The organism is Actinomadura kijaniata (assembly GCF_014138665.1).
Taxonomy (GTDB): domain Bacteria; phylum Actinomycetota; class Actinomycetes; order Streptosporangiales; family Streptosporangiaceae; genus Spirillospora; species Spirillospora kijaniata.
Genome location: NZ_JACJIA010000003.1, coordinates 71477 through 88305, shown reverse-complemented (window position 1 = coordinate 88305; position 16829 = coordinate 71477). Strand labels below are relative to the sequence as shown.

17 protein-coding genes and 1 pseudogene are annotated in these 16829 nt (G+C 74.1%); 10 read left to right on the top strand and 8 right to left on the bottom strand.

Annotation, left to right across the window (positions count from 1 at the left end; all coding sequences use genetic code 11):
- Positions 1 to 41: 41 nt before the first annotated feature.
- Positions 42 to 1010 carry a MerR family transcriptional regulator gene (locus HNR61_RS12470; protein WP_220509288.1) on the top strand — a complete coding sequence of 323 codons (969 nt, stop codon included), beginning with the start codon at positions 42 to 44 and terminating at the stop codon, positions 1008 to 1010.
- Positions 1011 to 1118: 108 nt separating this feature from the next.
- Positions 1119 to 1340, top strand: coding sequence for a hypothetical protein (locus tag HNR61_RS12465; protein WP_182843307.1), 222 nt, complete (start codon positions 1119 to 1121; stop codon positions 1338 to 1340).
- A gap of 1 nt (position 1341) precedes the next feature.
- On the opposite strand, the gene HNR61_RS12460 is transcribed toward HNR61_RS12465, so the two are convergent.
- Complete coding sequence (locus tag HNR61_RS12460; protein ID WP_182843306.1) at positions 1342 to 2199, bottom strand: NAD(P)-dependent oxidoreductase; 858 nt, start codon at positions 2197 to 2199, stop codon at positions 1342 to 1344.
- Between the two features lie 45 nt (positions 2200 to 2244).
- Positions 2245 to 2859, bottom strand: coding sequence for an MFS transporter (locus HNR61_RS12455; protein ID WP_182843305.1), 615 nt, complete (start codon positions 2857 to 2859; stop codon positions 2245 to 2247).
- Positions 2860 to 2955: 96 nt separating this feature from the next.
- Here HNR61_RS12455 and HNR61_RS47590 point away from each other — a divergent pair.
- The 3 genes and pseudogenes from HNR61_RS47590 to HNR61_RS12445 all read left to right on the top strand — a co-directional run.
- Positions 2956 to 3060, top strand: a pseudogene (locus HNR61_RS47590) (LysR family transcriptional regulator); the annotation flags it as partial.
- 56 nt (positions 3061 to 3116) lie between these two features.
- The gene (locus HNR61_RS12450) at positions 3117 to 3767 is read left to right on the top strand and encodes a LysR family transcriptional regulator substrate-binding protein (protein WP_246442638.1); all 651 of its coding nucleotides are present in this window, start codon (positions 3117 to 3119) and stop codon (positions 3765 to 3767) included.
- A 142-nt stretch (positions 3768 to 3909) separates the two neighbouring features.
- The gene (locus tag HNR61_RS12445; RefSeq protein ID WP_182843304.1) at positions 3910 to 4188 is read left to right on the top strand and encodes a hypothetical protein; all 279 of its coding nucleotides are present in this window, start codon (positions 3910 to 3912) and stop codon (positions 4186 to 4188) included.
- Between the two features lie 12 nt (positions 4189 to 4200).
- Here HNR61_RS12445 and HNR61_RS12440 read toward each other — a convergent pair whose 3' ends face one another.
- On the bottom strand, positions 4201 to 5133 hold the full coding sequence (locus HNR61_RS12440) for a TIGR03619 family F420-dependent LLM class oxidoreductase (RefSeq protein ID WP_182843303.1): 933 nt from the start codon (positions 5131 to 5133) through the stop codon (positions 4201 to 4203).
- Between the two features lie 40 nt (positions 5134 to 5173).
- Positions 5174 to 5746: a MarR family winged helix-turn-helix transcriptional regulator gene (locus HNR61_RS12435; RefSeq protein WP_312897874.1), complete on the bottom strand. Its 573-nt coding sequence runs from the start codon at positions 5744 to 5746 to the stop codon at positions 5174 to 5176.
- A 167-nt stretch (positions 5747 to 5913) separates the two neighbouring features.
- On the opposite strand from HNR61_RS12435, the gene HNR61_RS12430 reads away from it, so the two are divergent.
- Both HNR61_RS12430 and HNR61_RS12425 read left to right on the top strand, forming a co-directional pair.
- Positions 5914 to 6984 carry an APC family permease gene (locus HNR61_RS12430; RefSeq protein WP_182843301.1) on the top strand — a complete coding sequence of 357 codons (1071 nt, stop codon included), beginning with the start codon at positions 5914 to 5916 and terminating at the stop codon, positions 6982 to 6984.
- Entirely contained in the window at positions 6918 to 7193 is a 276-nt protein-coding gene (locus tag HNR61_RS12425) for a cytochrome P450 (protein WP_312897873.1), read from the top strand. The genes HNR61_RS12430 and HNR61_RS12425 overlap by 67 nt, the downstream gene beginning before the upstream one ends.
- Here the strand turns inward: HNR61_RS12425 and HNR61_RS12420 are convergent.
- Complete coding sequence (locus HNR61_RS12420) at positions 7180 to 8397, bottom strand: MFS transporter (RefSeq protein ID WP_220509287.1); 1218 nt, start codon at positions 8395 to 8397, stop codon at positions 7180 to 7182. The genes HNR61_RS12425 and HNR61_RS12420 overlap by 14 nt on opposite strands.
- A gap of 133 nt (positions 8398 to 8530) precedes the next feature.
- Here HNR61_RS12420 and HNR61_RS12415 point away from each other — a divergent pair, with 133 nt between their 5' ends.
- Positions 8531 to 9181, top strand: a complete 651-nt coding sequence (locus HNR61_RS12415) for a hypothetical protein (RefSeq protein WP_182843300.1) — start codon at positions 8531 to 8533, stop codon at positions 9179 to 9181.
- 5 nt (positions 9182 to 9186) lie between these two features.
- Entirely contained in the window at positions 9187 to 9597 is a 411-nt protein-coding gene (locus HNR61_RS12410) for a hypothetical protein (RefSeq protein ID WP_182843299.1), read from the top strand.
- Positions 9598 to 9615: 18 nt separating this feature from the next.
- Here HNR61_RS12410 and HNR61_RS12405 read toward each other — a convergent pair whose 3' ends face one another.
- Entirely contained in the window at positions 9616 to 10065 is a 450-nt protein-coding gene (locus HNR61_RS12405) for a plasmid mobilization protein (RefSeq protein ID WP_182843298.1), read from the bottom strand.
- A gap of 41 nt (positions 10066 to 10106) precedes the next feature.
- On the bottom strand, positions 10107 to 10397 hold the full coding sequence (locus tag HNR61_RS12400) for a BrnT family toxin (protein WP_182843297.1): 291 nt from the start codon (positions 10395 to 10397) through the stop codon (positions 10107 to 10109).
- A 162-nt stretch (positions 10398 to 10559) separates the two neighbouring features.
- On the opposite strand from HNR61_RS12400, the gene HNR61_RS12395 reads away from it, so the two are divergent.
- Positions 10560 to 15206 (top strand): hypothetical protein, encoded by a 4647-nt coding sequence (locus HNR61_RS12395; protein ID WP_182843296.1) that lies wholly within the window; start codon positions 10560 to 10562, stop codon positions 15204 to 15206.
- A gap of 49 nt (positions 15207 to 15255) precedes the next feature.
- Here HNR61_RS12395 and HNR61_RS12390 read toward each other — a convergent pair whose 3' ends face one another.
- Positions 15256 to 16683 (bottom strand): aldehyde dehydrogenase family protein, encoded by a 1428-nt coding sequence (locus HNR61_RS12390; RefSeq protein WP_182843295.1) that lies wholly within the window; start codon positions 16681 to 16683, stop codon positions 15256 to 15258.
- Positions 16684 to 16829 lie beyond the last annotated feature (146 nt).

Here is a 16829-nt window from a genome sequence, read left to right as displayed (position 1 = left end):
GGTTGAGGTTGACCATGGGGGCAGGGTTTACCGTCCTCGGCATGAAAGGCCTGGCCCAGATGAGGATCAGTGAGGTCGCGCGGCTCGCCGGGGTGACCGTCAAGACCGTCCGGTACTACGAGTCGGTCGGGATCGTCACGCCCGCCCGGCTGTCCAACGGGTACCGCGAGTACACCGAGCACGATCTCCGGCTCGTGCACGAGGCGCGGGCGCTGAGCGGTCTCGGGATCCCCGTGGAACGCACCAAGCCGTTCCTGGACTGTCTGGCCGGCGGGCACGAGCACGCCGACGACTGTCCGGCCGCGCTCGCCGGGTACCGCGACGCCATCGCGGAGCTGGACGCGCGGATCGAGGCGCTGACCGAGCGGCGCGACCTCCTCGTCCGGCATCTGCGCCAGGCCGCCCACCGCAACAGCCGCGTCCAGCCTGCGAGGATCGCCATGAGCACCAACCTGTACGAGCTTCCGCCGAACCTGCCCGTCCCCGAGGACGACGGGGCCGCCGACCACCTGCCGGGTCTGGAGGTGCCCTCCCTCGAACTCCCGGAGACCTCCGGGGAGGCGGTCCGGCTCGACGCGCTCGGCGGCGGACGCGTGATCGTCTACTGCTTCCCGCTGATCGGGACGCCCGACGTCGACCTGCCGGAGGGCTGGGACAGCATCCCCGGGGCGCGCGGCTGCACGCCCGAGTCGTGCAGCTTCCGCGATCACTACGCGGAGCTGGCCGCCGCCGGGGCGCCGCACGTGTTCGGGCTGTCCAGCCAGGACGTGGACTACCAGGCGGAGGTCGTGGAACGCCTCCACCTGCCGTTCGGGATGCTGTCGGACGCCGGGTTCCGGCTGGCCGACGCGCTGCGGCTGCCCACCTTCGAGGCGGGCGGCATGCGGCTGTACAAGCGGCTGACCATGGTGATCAGGGACGGGCGGATCGAACACGTCTTCTACCCGGTCTTCCCGCCGGACCGGCACGCCGGGCAGGTCCTCGACTGGCTGCGCGCGAATCCCGCCTGACCACGGCCCTGTCAGTGATCCGCCTACCGGTGGATCGGGGACCCGGGGGAAAAGCCCGTGGTTTCCCGGATGGCCGGGGTGCCCCCTGCTCTGGTGGAGTCCAGGGTTATGAGGCACCTTCTGGTGGCGGCCCTGATGGCGGGCGGAGCGGCGGCGATGATCGTGGGGTTCGTCCCCTCGGTCACCGACGCCGCCGTGCCCGCCACCCGTGTGGTGCGGTCCACCACCGTGGACCTGCGGATCGAGCGGCCGGCCGGCGAGCCCGCGCGGGTGCGGCCCGGACGGGCCGTCCACCAGGTCGCCCGGCAGGTGAACACCGACCGGCGGTAGCTCAGCGGCCCCGGAAGTGCTCCACCAGCCGCGAGTAGCTGTCGGTCGCGTGACCCTCGGCGACGGCCCGGCGGACCAGGTCCAGGGTGGAGGTCGGGAACTCCGTGTCGACGCCCCGGTCGCCGCTCTCCCGGACCAGGTCCTCCACCGACGGCAGGTGGTGCTGGAGCGCGCCGAACGGGACCGCGTACTCGCCCCGGTCCACCTCCTGCGCCAGCGACGGCAGGAACGACACCAGCGCCGACATCGACGCGTCGGCGTGCTCCAGGAAGCGCTCCACCTCAAGGCCCGCGTCGGTCAGCAGCGCCGCCGCGTGCAGGAAGCCGTTCAGCGTGCCCCACATCGTGCCGTGCACGGCCATCCCGTACAGCGTCGGCACGCCCGGGTCGTCCGACACCAGCGTGCCCCGGCCGCCCAGCAGCGCCAGCACCGGGGCGTGCCGCTCGTACACCTCGGCCCGGCCGCCGAAGAAGACCACCGCGTCGGGGTGCCCGACGCCCGGCGCGATCGTCATGATCTGCCCGTGCAGGTAGGCGGCCCCCCGCGCCGTCACCTCCGCGGCGACCCGCCGGGCCTCGGCGGACGTCCCGTCGGTCATGTTCAGCACGGTCCGGCCGTCGAGGTCGGCCGACTCCAGCAGGGCGAGGGCGCTGTCGTTGCCCTTGACGCTGACGACCACCAGCTCCGAGGCCGCCACCGCGCCGCGCACGTCGTCCGCCCGCCGCGCCCCCTTGGCGACGAGGGGGTCGGCCTTCTCCGGGGTCCGGTTCCACACGGTGACCGCGTGGCCCCCGTCCAGGAACGCCGCCGCCAGCGCGGCCCCCATCTCGCCCAGCCCGATCACGGTCACTTCGGTCATGCCACTGCCCTCCTTGAAGAGTCGGTCGTACGGCACGTTAGAAACTCAACCTCGCTTGAGGTCAACCGCCGCGAACCACGCCCCGGCCGCCGCGCACGCCCCGCATGCCGCGGCCTGCGCCGCCCAGTCGATCCGCCGGTCCCCGCGCGGGCCGCGCCCGCCGGTGGCCCCCAGCACCAGCAGCGCCAGCGGCACGTTCACCAGGAACACCGAGCGCCATCCGGCCGCCTCCACCAGCAGGCCCCCGGCGGCCGGCCCGGCCGCCACCGCCGCCCCGCTGACGGCGGCCCACACCGCCACCGCCCGCGCCCGTTCGGCCGGGCCCGGGTACGGCCGCGCGACCAGCGCCTCCAGCGCCGGGGCGAACGCCGACACCGCCGACACCGCCCCGAACGCCGCGACCCCGCACCGGAACACCCGCTGCGCCCCGTACCGGTCGGCCACCGCCCCCGCCGACAGCAGCAGCGCCCCGAACGCCACCGTGTATCCCGTCGTCGCCCATTGCAGCCCGGCCACCGACGTGCGCAGCGACGCCGCCAGGTCCGGTTCGGCGACCGCCGGCACCGTCATGTCCAGCAGCACCATGAGATATCCGAGCGGGACGCCCAGCGGCGCCGTCCGCCGCGCCATCGGGCGTCCCGAAGAGATCAGAACCGTCATGGCCCCCACCCTCCGCGCCGGGCCGGAACGCCTCCACCGCCGCGTCCGCACGCGCCGTTCGGAAATTCCGAACGCTCCCCGCCCGTTGCCGAGATCATGGAGCTCCGCCAGCTGCGCACGTTGGAGGCCGTCGTGCGGCACCGCACCGTGACCGACGCCGCCCACGCCCTGGACCTGGCCCCCTCCAGCGTCTCCGCCCAGATCCGCGCCCTGGAGCGCTCCCTCGGCACGACCCTGTTCGAGCGGACGGCCCGGGCATGCGCACCACCGGCGCGGGCGACCGCCTGCTGGTGTGGGCGCGCCGCCTGCTCGACCAGGCCGGGCAGGCCCGCGCCGAGGTCGCCGGGCAAGACCGGAGCGTCCGGCTCGGCGCGTTGCCGACCATCGCCGCCGCGCTCGTGCCGCGCGTGCTGGACCGGCTCGCCGAACGCCGTCCCGGCCTGCGCGTCGAGGTCCGGGCGGGCACCGGACGCGACGGGCTGGGGTCCGCGCCGCCGCCCGCGCCGCTGACGTTCCTGGACGTGGAGCCGGTCCCGCTGGTCCTGGTCGCGGCCCCCGGCCACCCGCCGGCCGGGCGCCCCGCCCTCGCGCCCGCCGACCTGGCCGGCGAACGCCTGCTGGCGGACGTGCCCGCCTGCTCGTTCCGGATGGCCGCCGACCGGCTCCTTGGCCCCGGCCCCGGCCCCGAACGCGTGCGCGCCGCCGGTGTCCCGGTGATGCGCGCCTGGGCCGAGCGGGGCCTCGGCGTGGCGCTGCTGCCGGAGTTCGCGGTGGCGCCGGCGCTGGCGGCCGGAACGCTCGCGCGCCTTCCGCTGGCGGCCCCGGACCTGAGCCTGCGGCTGGTGTGGCGCGGCGACCGGGAGGACGTCCCAGGCCTCCGCGACGTGCTGTACGCGGCGAGCGCCTGAGGGGTTTTCGCCGGGTTCGCCGGGCCCGGTGAGAGGCCCGGCAACGGCGCGGTGCGGGGGCGGTGATGGTTGGCCCGGGCGACGGCAAAGGCGGCGGAGATCGCCTGTTGCGGGCGTCGGAGCCGGGGCTAGCGTGCCGGGCATGTCGAACAACACGCCCCATGACATGGCCCAGATGCAGCCTCGCGTCGCCGGGCGGTACGCGACGCACGTGGAGGAACAGCACGTTCCGGCGCCGCCGCAGCAGCAGCCGCTCCGGATCGCGGGCAAGGAGCTGGACCCGGCGGTCGCCGGGCTCGTGGCCTGGCTGCCGCCGATCGGCGGGCGGCTGTCCACGGCCTCGATCGAACGCTGGACCGAGGCCGCGCGCATGGTCCTGACGCTGGCGCACGCCGACGACGGGGAGGAGGGGAAGGGCTGAGCCCGCCGGCGGTCAGCCCAGCAGCGCCCCGGTGCGGCGGATCACCTCGCGGCAGAACGCGCCCACCCCGTCCGGGTCGTCGGTGAACTGCGACGGTTTGATGCAGAACGTCGTGAACCCCTGCTCCATCTGCTCGGGGATCGACTCCAGCGCGGGCGCGAGGGGCGCGCACGAGCGGTCGTCGGGGAACGTGGGCCGCGTTCCGCCGACCATCTCCAGCGTGCCGGCGTCCCGGCCGGCGGCGGCCAGCGTCGCCCGCAGCCGGTCCAGCTCCTCGGGCGCGGGGCGGCCCAGCGGGTGGAAGCCGTGCCCGTACCGCACCAGCCGGTCCAGCAGCCGCGCGTGCAGGCGCTGCCCGCCGAACCACATGCGCGGCCCGTCCTCGCGGTAGGCGCGGGGTTCGAAGTGGACGTCCCCGAACGAGAAGTGCTCGCCCCGGTAGGAGACGGGCGAGCCCTTCCACAGCAGCTTCCAGATCTCCAGCTGCTCGTCCAGGATCTCGCCGCGCCGGTCGAACGGGACGCCCAGCGCCGCGTACTCGTCCCGGCTCCAGCTCACCGTCGGCTGCACGACCAGGCGGCCCTCCGACAGCAGGTCGAGGGTTCCCAGGTCGCGGGCGAGCGCCAGCGGGTGCCGCAGCGGCGCGAGCACGGCCGCCGCCGCCAGCCGCAGCGTGCTCGTCACCGCCGCGATGGCGCTGAGCAGCGCGAGCGACGACGGCCACGGCGTGAACGGGTCCTGGTTGCCCGGCAGCGCGTACTCGCGCGGGTTGCCCATCACGCCGCCGGCCCCGGCGTCCGGTCCGAGCACGACGTGCTCGCTGACCATCACCGCGTCGAACCCGGCGTCCTCGGCCTCCCGCGCCCAGCGCACGAGCGCGGGCAGGTCGCGGCCGGTGGTCATGGTCCAGTTCTCGCTGAGCACGAGGACGAGGCGCGGCGTCATGCCACAGATCGTATGGGGTCAAACGACAAGACGCCAGGGGTCAGGGGCGGGGGCGCCGTCCCGAGCGGCGCGGCGGCGGGGGAGAGTCGGCGTGCAGCGCGGCCCGGCGCTCCTCGCCGCGCTCCTCCAGATGCTCGATCACCGAGCGCAGCGTCCCGGCCAGCCGCTCGTTGTCGGCCCCCGACAGCCGCTCCACCACGAACGCCTCCTCGGCGTTGAAGCGCGGGAACAGCTCCCGCATCAGCTCCTCGCCCTTGTCGGTGAGCCGCAGCACGACCAGGCGGCCGTCGGTGGCGTGCGGGGCCCGCTCGACCAGGCCGCGCCCCTCCAGGGTCTTGGCGACGCCGGTCAGGGTGCCCTTGGAGATCCCCGCCTCCTCGGCGACGTGCCGGGTCTCCATCCCGTCCCAGATCCACACCACCCACAGCACCACGAACGCGGTCCAGGTCAGGTCCGTCGGGCGCAGCACCGAGCCCTCGAAGTGCTGCCGGATGGCGGCGGCGGCCCGGTAGATGTTGGAGACCGCCATCATCGCGTCGTGGCGCAGCGGAACGTCGCCGAGCCGCCGCGCGATGGCCTGCTCGGTCTCCTGCAGTGTGTGGTGCCCCGTCACGTGCTTCCTCTTCCCGCAGAGCGCGCCGCGGGGGCCGTCCCCGTGGACAGGGCCGAATCTACTCCTTGTCACCGGTCTTTCGAGTCCGTACGATCTGCGCATTCCGCCATCTCGTACGGTCCCAAACGATCGCTCCCGGGGGCCGTACCGACCCCTGGAGCTGCCCCATGGCGACCCTCGACCCGGCCCCTCCCCCCTCCGCCGCGACCGCGCGCCGCCGCATCGGCGTGCCGGAGATCGTGTTCTTCGTCGTCGCCGCCTCGGCCCCGCTGACCGTCGCGGCGGGCGGCCTGCCCACCTCGTTCGCCGTCACCGGCAACGCGGGCATCCCGCTGCTGTACGTGGTGCTGGCGGTGCTGCTGACCGTGTTCACCGGCGGGTACGCGGCGATGAGCCGGTCGGTCTCCAACGCGGGCGCGTTCTACGCCTACGTCACCCACGGGCTCGGCCGCACGGCCGGGGTCGGCGCGGCGTCCGTCGCGCTCGTCTCCTACAACACCATGCAGATCGGCCTGTACGGGCTGTTCGGCTTCACCACCGCCGACCTGCTCGGATCCAGGCTCGGCGTGGCCGTCCCGTGGTGGGCCGTCGCGCTCGCGGGCGTCGCGCTCGTGGCGGTGCTCGGCTTCCGCCGCGTCGACCTGAACGCCCGGGTCCTCGGCGTGCTGCTGGCCGTGGAGTTCCTGACCGTGCTGGTCTTCGACGTCGCGCAGTTCGCGGGCGCGCCCTCGGGGGTGTCGGCGCACGGCCTCACCCCGGGGGCGGCCACGACCGGCGCGGTCGGCGCGGCGTTCTGCTTCGCGATGGCGAGCTTCATGGGCTTCGAGTCCGGCGCGATCTACGGCGAGGAGTGCCGCGACCCGCGCCGCACCGTCAGCCGCGCCACCTACGTCTCGGTCGCGCTGGTCGGCGCGTTCTACGCGTTCACCGCCTGGGCGATGACGGTCGGCACCGGCCCGGAGCGGATCGCGGAGCGGTCGCGGCAGGACGGCCCGGCGCTGGTGTTCGTGCTGGCCGAGGAGCACGTCGGGAAGGCGTTCGCGGACCTGGCGCAGCTGTTCCTGGTGACGAGCCTGTTCGCGGCGCTGCTGTCGTTCCACAACGCGGTCGCGCGCTACTTCCTCTCCCTGGGCCGCGAGGGCGTCCTGCCGGGCGTCCTCGCCCCAAGGTCGTGCTGTGGTTCGCCTCGGGCAACCGCGACGAGGCCGTCTTCGAGGATCCCTACCGCTTCGACGTGACGCGCGCGCCGAACGACCACATCACGTTCGGCAAGGGCAGCCCGCACTTCTGCCTGGGCAACGCGCTGGCCCGCCTGGAGATGCGGATCATGTTCGAGGAGTTGCTGCCCCGGCTGGCCGACATCCGCCCGGCGGGCGAGGCGCGCCGGGTCCGCTCCAACTTCGTCAACGGCGTCAAGCAGATGCCCGTGACCGTCACCCTCGCCTGAGCCGCGTGGTCAGGACCGCGCCCGCCGACAGCGCCACGGCGAACGCCACCACCGTGGGGCGCGGTCCCCACGCGTGCGAGGCGAGGCTGAACGCGACGGGCACCAGCCCCGTCCCGACGTAGCTGATGACGAAGAACACCGCGAGCACGCCCGCCCGCGACTCGGGGCGGGCGGCCTCCACGCTCTCGCCGACCGCCGCCTTGAACAGCAGCCCCGCGCCCGCGCCGGTGACCGCCGCCCCGGCCAGGAAGACCGCCAGCACCGGCCGGAACAGCGCGACCGCGGTCAGCGCCAGCCCGACCGGGTACAGCGCCAGCCCGACCGCCACCAGCCGCCGGGCGGGCAGCCGCCCCAGCGCGAGCTGCGCCACCGCCGAGGCCGCGAACAGCGCGAACGGCGCCATCCCCGCCACGAACACCGACGACATCCCCAGCACGTCCCGGATCATCACCGCGCCCAGCGCCGCGAAGAACCCCATCACCGCGAACGCCAGGAACCCCGTCCCGGCGGCCCCGGCGAACGCGGCCCGCGCGCCGCCCCGCAGCCCGAACCGCCGGGGCCTGTCCCGCAGCGCCCGCCGGTCCACCGTCTCCGGCGCGGTCGCCGCCAGCGCGGCCAGCACCGCCAGCGCCGTTCCCGCCAGCACGAACGGCGTGGTCAGCGGGGCCGGGCCCCACTGGCCCAGCACCCCGGCCAGCAGCGGCCCGATCGCCAGGCCGCCCAGGTTGACGACGGCGGCGACCAGGCCCGGCGTCGCCGACCCGGGCCGGTCCGGATGGGCGCGGGCGTACAGGTCGTCCAGGTAGGCCGTCGCGGTCGAGGCCATCAGCCCGGCCCCCAGCCCCGTCACCACCCGCGCGACGAGCAGCCCCGCCAGCCCGTGCCACACCGTCAGCAGCAGCGCGGCGGTCGCCGAGGTCAGCAGCGCCGGAACGAGCACGACCCGCCGCCCCACCCGGTCCGACAGGTGCCCCAGCGACAGGAACCCCACCGAGATGCCGAGGACCATCACCGCGAACGCGACCGTCACCATCGTCGCGCCGAAGTGGTCGCGGGCGGCGAACATCGGCCACAGCGGCGTGGGCAGCGTCCCGAACGCCATCAGCGTCGCGAACGCCACCGCGACGACCCAGAACCCCCAGGCGTGCCTGCGGCTGGGCGCGGTGGCGGGGGAGCGGACAGGGGTCTGGCAGGCGGGGGGCACGGCCGGGGCTCCGTTCGTCGGGAACGTTCCGATCTCACCCGGCACCCCCTACCCGCCATGATCCTTTCCATGACGGAGCACGACCGCCGATAACCGCCTGACCGGGACCCGGCCGACAGGGTACGTTCCGGACATGCGCTTGCCAGGAGACAACGGCCGTGCGCCGGTGACCGCCGACGACCTCGAACAGGCGGTGCGCCTGGCCGTGGACACGCTGGTCGCGGCCCCCGCCGCGGAGTGGGACGCCAAGGCCGGGTCCCTCGACTGGACCTGCTGGGAGACGGCCGAGCACCTGGCCGACGACCTTTTCGGCTATGCCGTCCAACTGGGCCTCCGCACCCCGCCCGAGGACGGCTACGTGCCGTTCCGCTGGGAGGCGCGCCGCCCCGGCGGCCCGCGGAACGGCGTGTACGCCGACCCCGGCGCGGGCCCCGCGGGCCTGCTGCGGGTGCTGGAGTCGTGCGGATCGCTGCTGGTGGCGATGGTCCGCACCACCCCGCCGCACGTGCGTTCCTGGCACACCTGGGGCCACGCCGACCCCGAGGGCTTCGCCGCGATGGGCCTGGTGGAGACCCTGGTCCACACCCACGACCTGGCCGAGACCCTGGGCGTCGCCTGGCGGCCCCCGTCCGAGCTGTGCGCGCGGGCCCTCAACCGCCTGTTCCCGGACGCCCCGGCCGACGCCCCGCCCTGGCCCGCCCTGCTGTGGGCGACGGGCCGCGCCGACCTGCCCGGCCGCCCCCGCCCGACCGAATGGCGCTGGCACGGCGACCCGAGGCCCTAGCCGCCATGGAGATCAGCGAGGACGCGCCCGTGCGCCCCGAACCGGGCATGACGATCAGCGTCCGCACCCGCCACGACGTCGTGGTCACCGACCCGGAGCGCTTCCTCGCCGCCGCCCGGCGGGCGTACCGGCAGGCCCACCCGGAGGTCTCGGCGAGCGAGGCGGAGCAGGCCGTGACGGACGTGTACGACGCCGTGCACGCGTTCCTGGACCGCGACGGACGCCTCGGCCCACCCCGACCGTTCCCGAGCGCAGGACGCGGCGCACCCCCCAGGAGAACGCGCCCCAAACAGCCCTACGGAATATCCCCCGCCGGAGAGATCACCAAGATCGTCCTAAGCGACCCGAAGCCCCTCCAGGACCGCGGCTGCCTCCTCCCCGAAGACCCGTCCGCCCTCCCGCCCACCCCGGGATGAGCGTGCCGCCGGGGGCGCTCAGGGCTCGGCGGTCTCCTCGTGAGTGAACCTCCAGACGCCCGCGGTTTCGCCGGTGTGAAGGACATGGAGGCTGACGTGCTGCTCTTCGGCCCAGCGACGCAGGTCGGAGAGTTTTCTCTGCAACCGGCGTTGCTGCCTCAGCTCGACCTCGTTGACCTCCACGCCGTAGTCGTGAAGTAGTTGGAGGACCGCGTGGGCGGGAACGGAGGGTTCGGCGGTGGCCGTCTCTTCGGTCGCGGCGGTGATGTAGGCGACGGTGGCGCGGCGGATCAGTTCGGACACGCTGATCCCGGCCTCGGTGGCGAACTCCTTGACCTGTTGTAGCTCCTCGGCGGCGAAGCGCGTCGAGACGACACGATCGAGCTGGACGGGGGCGGCGGAGTCCATGTGCTCGGCGTACCGCTCGGCGTTGGCCCGGTGATACTCGGCCTCCTCGGCCGGTGTCATCCCTCGGAACGGTGTGATCTCGGGTTTGTCCACCATGGCGCTCACCCCTTTCCGGGGTCGTCGTATGCGGTGATCGGCCGTGCCATGTCCAGCTCCTGCACTCCCCACTCCCTCCGGACGAACACCGGATAGGCGAAGACCACGACAATCCCGCGTCCTCCGTCGGTGACACCCCGCAGGAGGTAACGGTCTTCCCCCGGGGCGCTGTCGGGCAGAGAAAAGATCTTGTGTTCGTTCCGGGCCGCCTGCTCGACCTCGGCGCGACTGACGCCATGACCTCCCGAGTGCCAGACGTTCGCCTCGTCCCAGTCGAGCGGGAGCTCGAACTTCACGTTGTCATCACGTCATACATCGTGTGCGCGTTGTATGACACAGGCTACCCGTTCGGCGCCATGTCCATGCTTGTCTGTTTTGAAGCGAAGATCGCCTCTTGGTGAGATCGGCGGTGTTCGTCAGTTCACCGAGTGTCGGCGGGGGTTGCCATAATCGCCGGCATGTCTGTTGCGCTCCCCGCTGAACCGTACGCGTCGATCGTCTACGTGGAATGGGCGCGCGCCGTCGCGCCCGACCAGGTGGGCCACGCCGAGGAACTGGTCGGACGCGTCGCCGAGCGGCTGCGGCGCGGCTACGAGAAGCCCGGCCGGGCCGTGGACGACCTCCGGCGTGAGGCGGGCGCGCTGCCCGCCCACCACCGGCCGTGGTTCTGGGACACCGTCGGGCACCGGATGAGCGCCGCCGTCGGCGGCTCCTGGCGGGCGTCGCGGATGCAGAAGGCCGCCGCCTCCTGCTACACGCGGGCCCGGGAGGCCGAACGCGAGTACGGCCTGCCCATCGACACCGCCTACGCCGTGGAGAACGCGCTGCTGTTCGCGCGGCACGGCACGCTGCCCGGCAAGGAGCTCGCCACCCATCAGCGGTGGCTCACCGAGACGTTCCCCGCCGAGGACGCGCACCGGGAGTTCGTGCGGTTCGCGCTGGAGTGGGGCCGGGGCGGCGGGCCGCTGGCCGCCGACCTCCCCCGGCGGCTGCGCGCCACGGCCAAGGCCGCAGGGCTCGGCCTCGACGAGGACGCCAGGGTGCTCGGCGAGGTGCTGGCGGGCGCGCGGACCGCGAGCCTGCCCGACGGGCTGCTGGACGGGGCCGCCAAGGTCTTCGCCAAGGCCAGGCCGGGCGACGGGGCCCGCCAGGGGCTGGTCGACCTCCTCCCCGACAACGACACCGACGGCGGCGCGCTGCTGCGGATGCTCGACGCCGCCGGGCTCATCGACGCGATGGCCGCCGGGGAGGTCGAGCCGACCGGCGGCCTCGCGGCGTGGCTCGGCAGGTTCCCCTACCAGTACGGCTACGAGCGGGTCACCTACGGCGGCGTCACCACGCAGCCCATGGCCGAGGAGCTGTTCGGCGTGATCGAACGCCTCGCGCCCCGCGTGCGCGCGGCGGGCGTCCCGGTGAGGATCCACCAGACGCGCTACCGCCACGGGCACGTCGACGCCGACCTGGCCGACGCGCTGCTGGCGGCGGGCATCCCGATCGCCGACACCGAGAACCACCAGGTGCACTTCTGGGGCGAGGCGTCCCGCCGCGACCTGAAGGCCCTGGCCGCCGACCCGGTGCTCGGCAAGCGCCTGGAGGGCACCGTCCACGCGAGCCGCACCGACACGTTCATGCGCCGGGCGGCCGGCGGGACGGCCCTGTCCGTGCTGTCGAACCTCCCCGGCCTCGAAAAGAGCGTCCAGGAGCGCCTGGTGCGGCTGATCCGCCAGGTCGAGGGCGGCGGACTGCACGCCGCCGACGACGCGATGACCGAGCTGGACGGCCTGCTGGACCTGCCCACCATCGACGCCCTGAAGGACATCGAGGACCCGCTGGCCGGGCTCGACCTGGTCGGTCCGCTCGGCCGCGCGCTGCGCGACGGCATCCCCGCCGAGCTGGGCTGGCCCGCGCTGGACGCGGCGGTCGAGGAGCTCGGCGAGGTCGCCGGCGTCACCGCCACCTGGCCGGTCCTCACCGTCTACGGGACGGACCGCGCCATCGCCGTCGACCACGCGGGGCGGCGCGGTGAATGCTCCTTCCCCCTGCCCGAGGGCGCGCGCGTGCTCACCGTCCACTACGCGGGCGGCGACTTCCTGGTCGGCGTCCGCACCACCGAGCGGACCAGCTCGCACCATGAGCGCCCCGAGCTGGCGTTCTGGGCGAGCAGCCCCGAGGACCGGTTCATCCCCGAGGACCCGTGGGGCATGAACCCCTGCCACAACCCGCTGACCGGCGCGTTCGGCTTCCAGTTCGCCACCGCCGACGGCCGCCACGACGGCGAGCGCGTCCTGCGGCCCGGCGACCGCCACGGCATCGGCCGCCACGAACGCCAGCTCAGCGACGGCACCCGCGTGTGGAGCGCCGACAGCCGCATCGACGACGCCTCCGACTGGGCCGAGGTCGATCCCGCCACCGGCGAACGCGTCCGGGCCGGATCGCTGCCCGCGTTCTTCACCGAGGTCACCCCGCCCGAGGGCAAGCAGTGGTCGTGGGACGACCTGTCCTACGCGCCGCTGCCCGACGGCGTGACCTCCCCGCTCGGCCAGGCGAACGGCGTGGTCGGCTTCCGGATCATGTGCCGGACCAAGGAGTTCGGGGTCAAGGAGACCGGCTACGAGATCGAGGGCGTCGACGGCCGCCGCGCCACCTTCGCGGGCGGGCCCCGCATGGGCGACCCGTGGGGGATCGTGCGGATGCCCGAGGGCGGCGCGGACATGGTCGTCACCCAGCACTCCCTGAACTACTTCGGGCTGATGCGCGCCCACGCCGCCGACGGCACCGACACCGCGATGTGGGAGGTCCGCGCGTTCCCCAACCCGCAGGAGGACCCGCGCGAGGATCCGCGGAACCGGCCGGTGTTCCCGCCGCCGGCGTTCTGGCACTTCCTCACCCCGCGCGACCCCGCCTCCTCCAAGGCCCTGCGGAACGTCACCGACGACGCCGTCCGGGAGCTGCTGCGCGCCGAGCCCGGCGGGGAGGCCGCCGCCGTCGCCCGCGTGCTGCCCGAGGTCACCCACCCGGCGATCGCCGCGGGCGTCGCGGAGGCCGTGGCGCGGGCCGCGCGGGTGCTGCGCCTGCGCGAGACCGTCTCCGACCGCGTCGCGCGCGTCCGCTCCGGCGCCCTCGTCCGGCCGCCGGTCCCGGTCCCCGACACCGAGCTGACGGCGGCGCTGCGCGTCCTGCTCGGCACCGACGTCAAGGTCACCTCCCGGCCCGACATCCTCACCTCGATCCTCGCCGAGGGGGGCTACCTGGCGGGCGAGATCGACGAGACGACGCGGGAGATGAGCCGGACCGGCCTGCCCCGCGACTGGCTGCCGCTGCTGGGCCGCATCGACGCCGTGGCGTGGCGGCTGGTGTCCGCCGCGACCCGCGACGAGGAGCGCCCCGCCCTCGCCGAGCTGCTGCGCGCCTGGACCGGCACGCCGTTCGCCCGGCCCGGGACGTGGCGGACCGGCAAGGCCCGCGGCTCCGCCCTCACCGGCCTGGCCCGCACCGGCGTCCTCGGCCCGATCACGTCCCCGACCGGGACCTACGCGTTCGTCCAGCCGGTGGACGCCCCGGAACCGGCGGACGCCACCGGGGTCGAGGTCGTCACCGTCGAACGCGACGACGCCGCCCGCCTGCGCCGCCTGCTGGAGCTGTACGAGGAGCACGGGTCCGTCCGGCCGGGCGACGACGCCGTCGACGCGTTCGCCGCCGCGACCGGCGTGCGGCGGGTGTTCGCGCTGCTCGCCCTGGACGGCCTGCCCTGGCGGCGCCACCTCGGCTCCGACTTCACCACCAACTTCGAGGCGCACGACCGGATGCTCCGCGCCAAGCCCTACAAGGGCTCCAAGTCGCTGGGGAGCGAGTACGAGTCGCTGACGAAAGAGCTGACGCTGCCCGGCCGCCTGGAGCTGCTGGCCGCCGGGATCCCCGACGACCCCGCCGAGCTGTGGGCCCCGGGAGGCGACCGCGCCGCCGCCGAGCGCATGGCGAAGGTCTGGGCCGATCGCGTCGGCGTCACCGTCCCGCTCGACGAGGCCGTCCTCGAAGGGCTGGAGAAGGAGCTCGGCCTCAGCAGCGGGATGAGCGAGCACTGGGCGAGGCGGCTCGCCGAGCCGCGGACCGGCGAGCCCACCGACCCGGGCCTCATGCTGGCCGCGGGCAAGTACGGCATGGGCCTCTACCGGAAGGACGACCATGGCGAACCGGGCCAGCAGTACTTCGACGACCCCTACGAAAACCTGGTGTCGGTGCTGCTGTGGGCGCTGACCGAACGCCCCGTCGGCACCCCGGCCCTGGCCGGAGTGCCGTCGATGCACGCCCACCTGCGAGCGATGCTCGACTCCCCGAACATGTACGTCCCGCTCGGCTACCACGCCCTGGCCCGTAACGCGGAGGAACTGGTCGCCCGGTTCGGGCCCGGCACCCACCCCGTGCCGAAGGTCACCGCGCAGAGCAAGGACTGCGCCGTCCACGACGACGGCCTGCTGGTCGTTGAGGCCGGGAACCTCTCCCTCTGGAAGCCCTACGTGCGGACCAGCGGGTTCGCCGACCCCGAGGCGTTCGACCGGGTGCTGCGGACCTGCGCCGACCACGGCCTGGACACCCTGGCCGACGCGGTCCGCGCGGTGGAGACCCTCTACGACTCCGGCCTGTCCCGCATGGTGGCGCGCATGGCCGACAGCCCCGTTCCGACCGGTCACTACGAGGCGAACCCGCGCCTCAGCGTCCCCGACCTGGTGGCCGAGGTCGCCGAGGAGACCGGAACGTCGGAGGACGCCGCCGCCCTCTACCTCCAGCTGCTGACCCTGGCCCGCCCCACCGACCGCAACGTCCGCAAATGGAACGGCTGGAGCCCCGCCAAGCACAAGAAGGCCCAGGCCGAGCTGGCGGAGGTCGGCCTGATCGACCAGGGCAAGCGGTCCCGCGCGGGCCGCACGGCGTTCGTCCCGGGCCAGTGGACGGACCTGAAGGCCCCCAGCCTGCCGGTGGAGACCTCCAAGCTGCGCACCCACCTCGCCCGCGTCAACGCCAAGAAGGAGGTCGAGGGCCCGCACCTGGTCCTGCTGCCGCCCGTCCCGCTGCACGAGATGTTCGCGAACGCCTGGTCCGCCCGCTGACGGCGGAAGGGGCCGCCCCGGACCGGGACGGCCCCTTCCCCGGGCGTCGTCAGAGCGGCAGCCCCGTCAACACCATGATCTTCTCTTCGGTGTAGTCGTCCATGGCCGACCGCAGGCCCTCGCGGCCCACGCCGGAGTCCTTCACGCCGCCGTAGGGCATCTGGTCGGCGCGGTAGGACGGCACGTCACCGATGATCACGCCGCCGACCTCCAGCTCGCGCTGGGCGCGGAACGCCACGTCCAGGCTGCGCGTGAACACGCCCGCCTGGAGACCGAACGCCGAGTCGTTGACCAGCGCGAACGCCTCGTCCACCCCGTCCACCGGCTGGACCGCCAGCACCGGCCCGAAGACCTCCTCGCGCAGCACCCTGGCGTCGGCGGGCACGTCGGACAGGACCGTGGGGGCGTAGGTCGCGCCCTCGCGGGCGCCGCCCGTCACGACCTTCGCGCCCGCCGCGACGGCCTCGTCCACCCAGGACTCCACGCGCCGGGCGGCGTCCTCGCTGACCAGCGGCCCGACCTGGACCTTCTCGTCCGACGGGTCGCCGGTGACCAGGCCGCCCACCACCTCGGCGAGCTTCGGCAGGAACTCCTCGTACACCGAGCGGTCCACGTAGACCCGCTGCACGGCGATGCAGCTCTGCCCGGCCTGGTAGTTGGAGAACAGGCCGATGCGCTGCGCGGCCCAGTCCAGGTCGGAGTCGGGCAGCACGACCGCCGCGCCGTTGCCGCCCAGTTCCAGGGTGACGTGCTTGCGCGGCACCCGCTCGTTGATGGACCACCCCACGGGGACGGAACCCGTGAACGAGACGATCGGCAGCCGCTCGTCCTCGACCAGGTCCGAGGCCCGCTCGTTGGGGACCGGCAGCACCGAGAACATGCCCTCGGGCAGGTCGGTCTCGGCGAGGATCTCACCCAGCACCAGCGCCGACAGCGGCGTGGCCGGGGCGGGCTTCACCACGATCGGCGCGCCGACCGCGATGGCCGGGGCGACCTTGTGGGCGGTGAGGTTCAGCGGGAAGTTGAACGGCGAGATGCCCAGCACCGGCCCCTTGGGCACCCGCGAGACGTAGACCAGGCGGCCCTCGCCGCCCTGGTCGGTGTCGAGCCGCTGCATCGTGGGGTTCCACCGGCGGGTCTCCTCGGCGGCGAACCGGAACACCGACACCGCGCGCTTGACCTCCACGCGCGCCCACATCAGCGGCTTGCCGTTCTCCGCCGTGATCAGCTTGGCGATCTCCTCGGCGCGCTCCTCCAGGCGCCGCGAGACGTGCATGAGCGCCTCGGCCCGCACGTGCACGGGAAGCGCGGCGGCGTCCCTGCGCACCGCGTGCGCCTTGGCGATCGCCTCCTCCACCTGCTGCGGCGTCGGGACGGCGACGGTCCCCACGACACGACCGTCGTACGGGTGGGTCACGGTCAGCTCTTCGTCACCGGTCGCGGCTCGGCCGGCCAGCCAGAATGGAGTCACGTTCATGTCCACATCAGCACCGAACCCCTGATCTTTATGCCGGGGGGCGGGGCCTTCTCCTCTCGTTAACCGACGCCCTCACGCTATCCCCGCGCCCCGCCCCGGCACTCCTCCAGGGTGTCCAATCGGGCCCGCCGCGTTCGCCGCCCCGG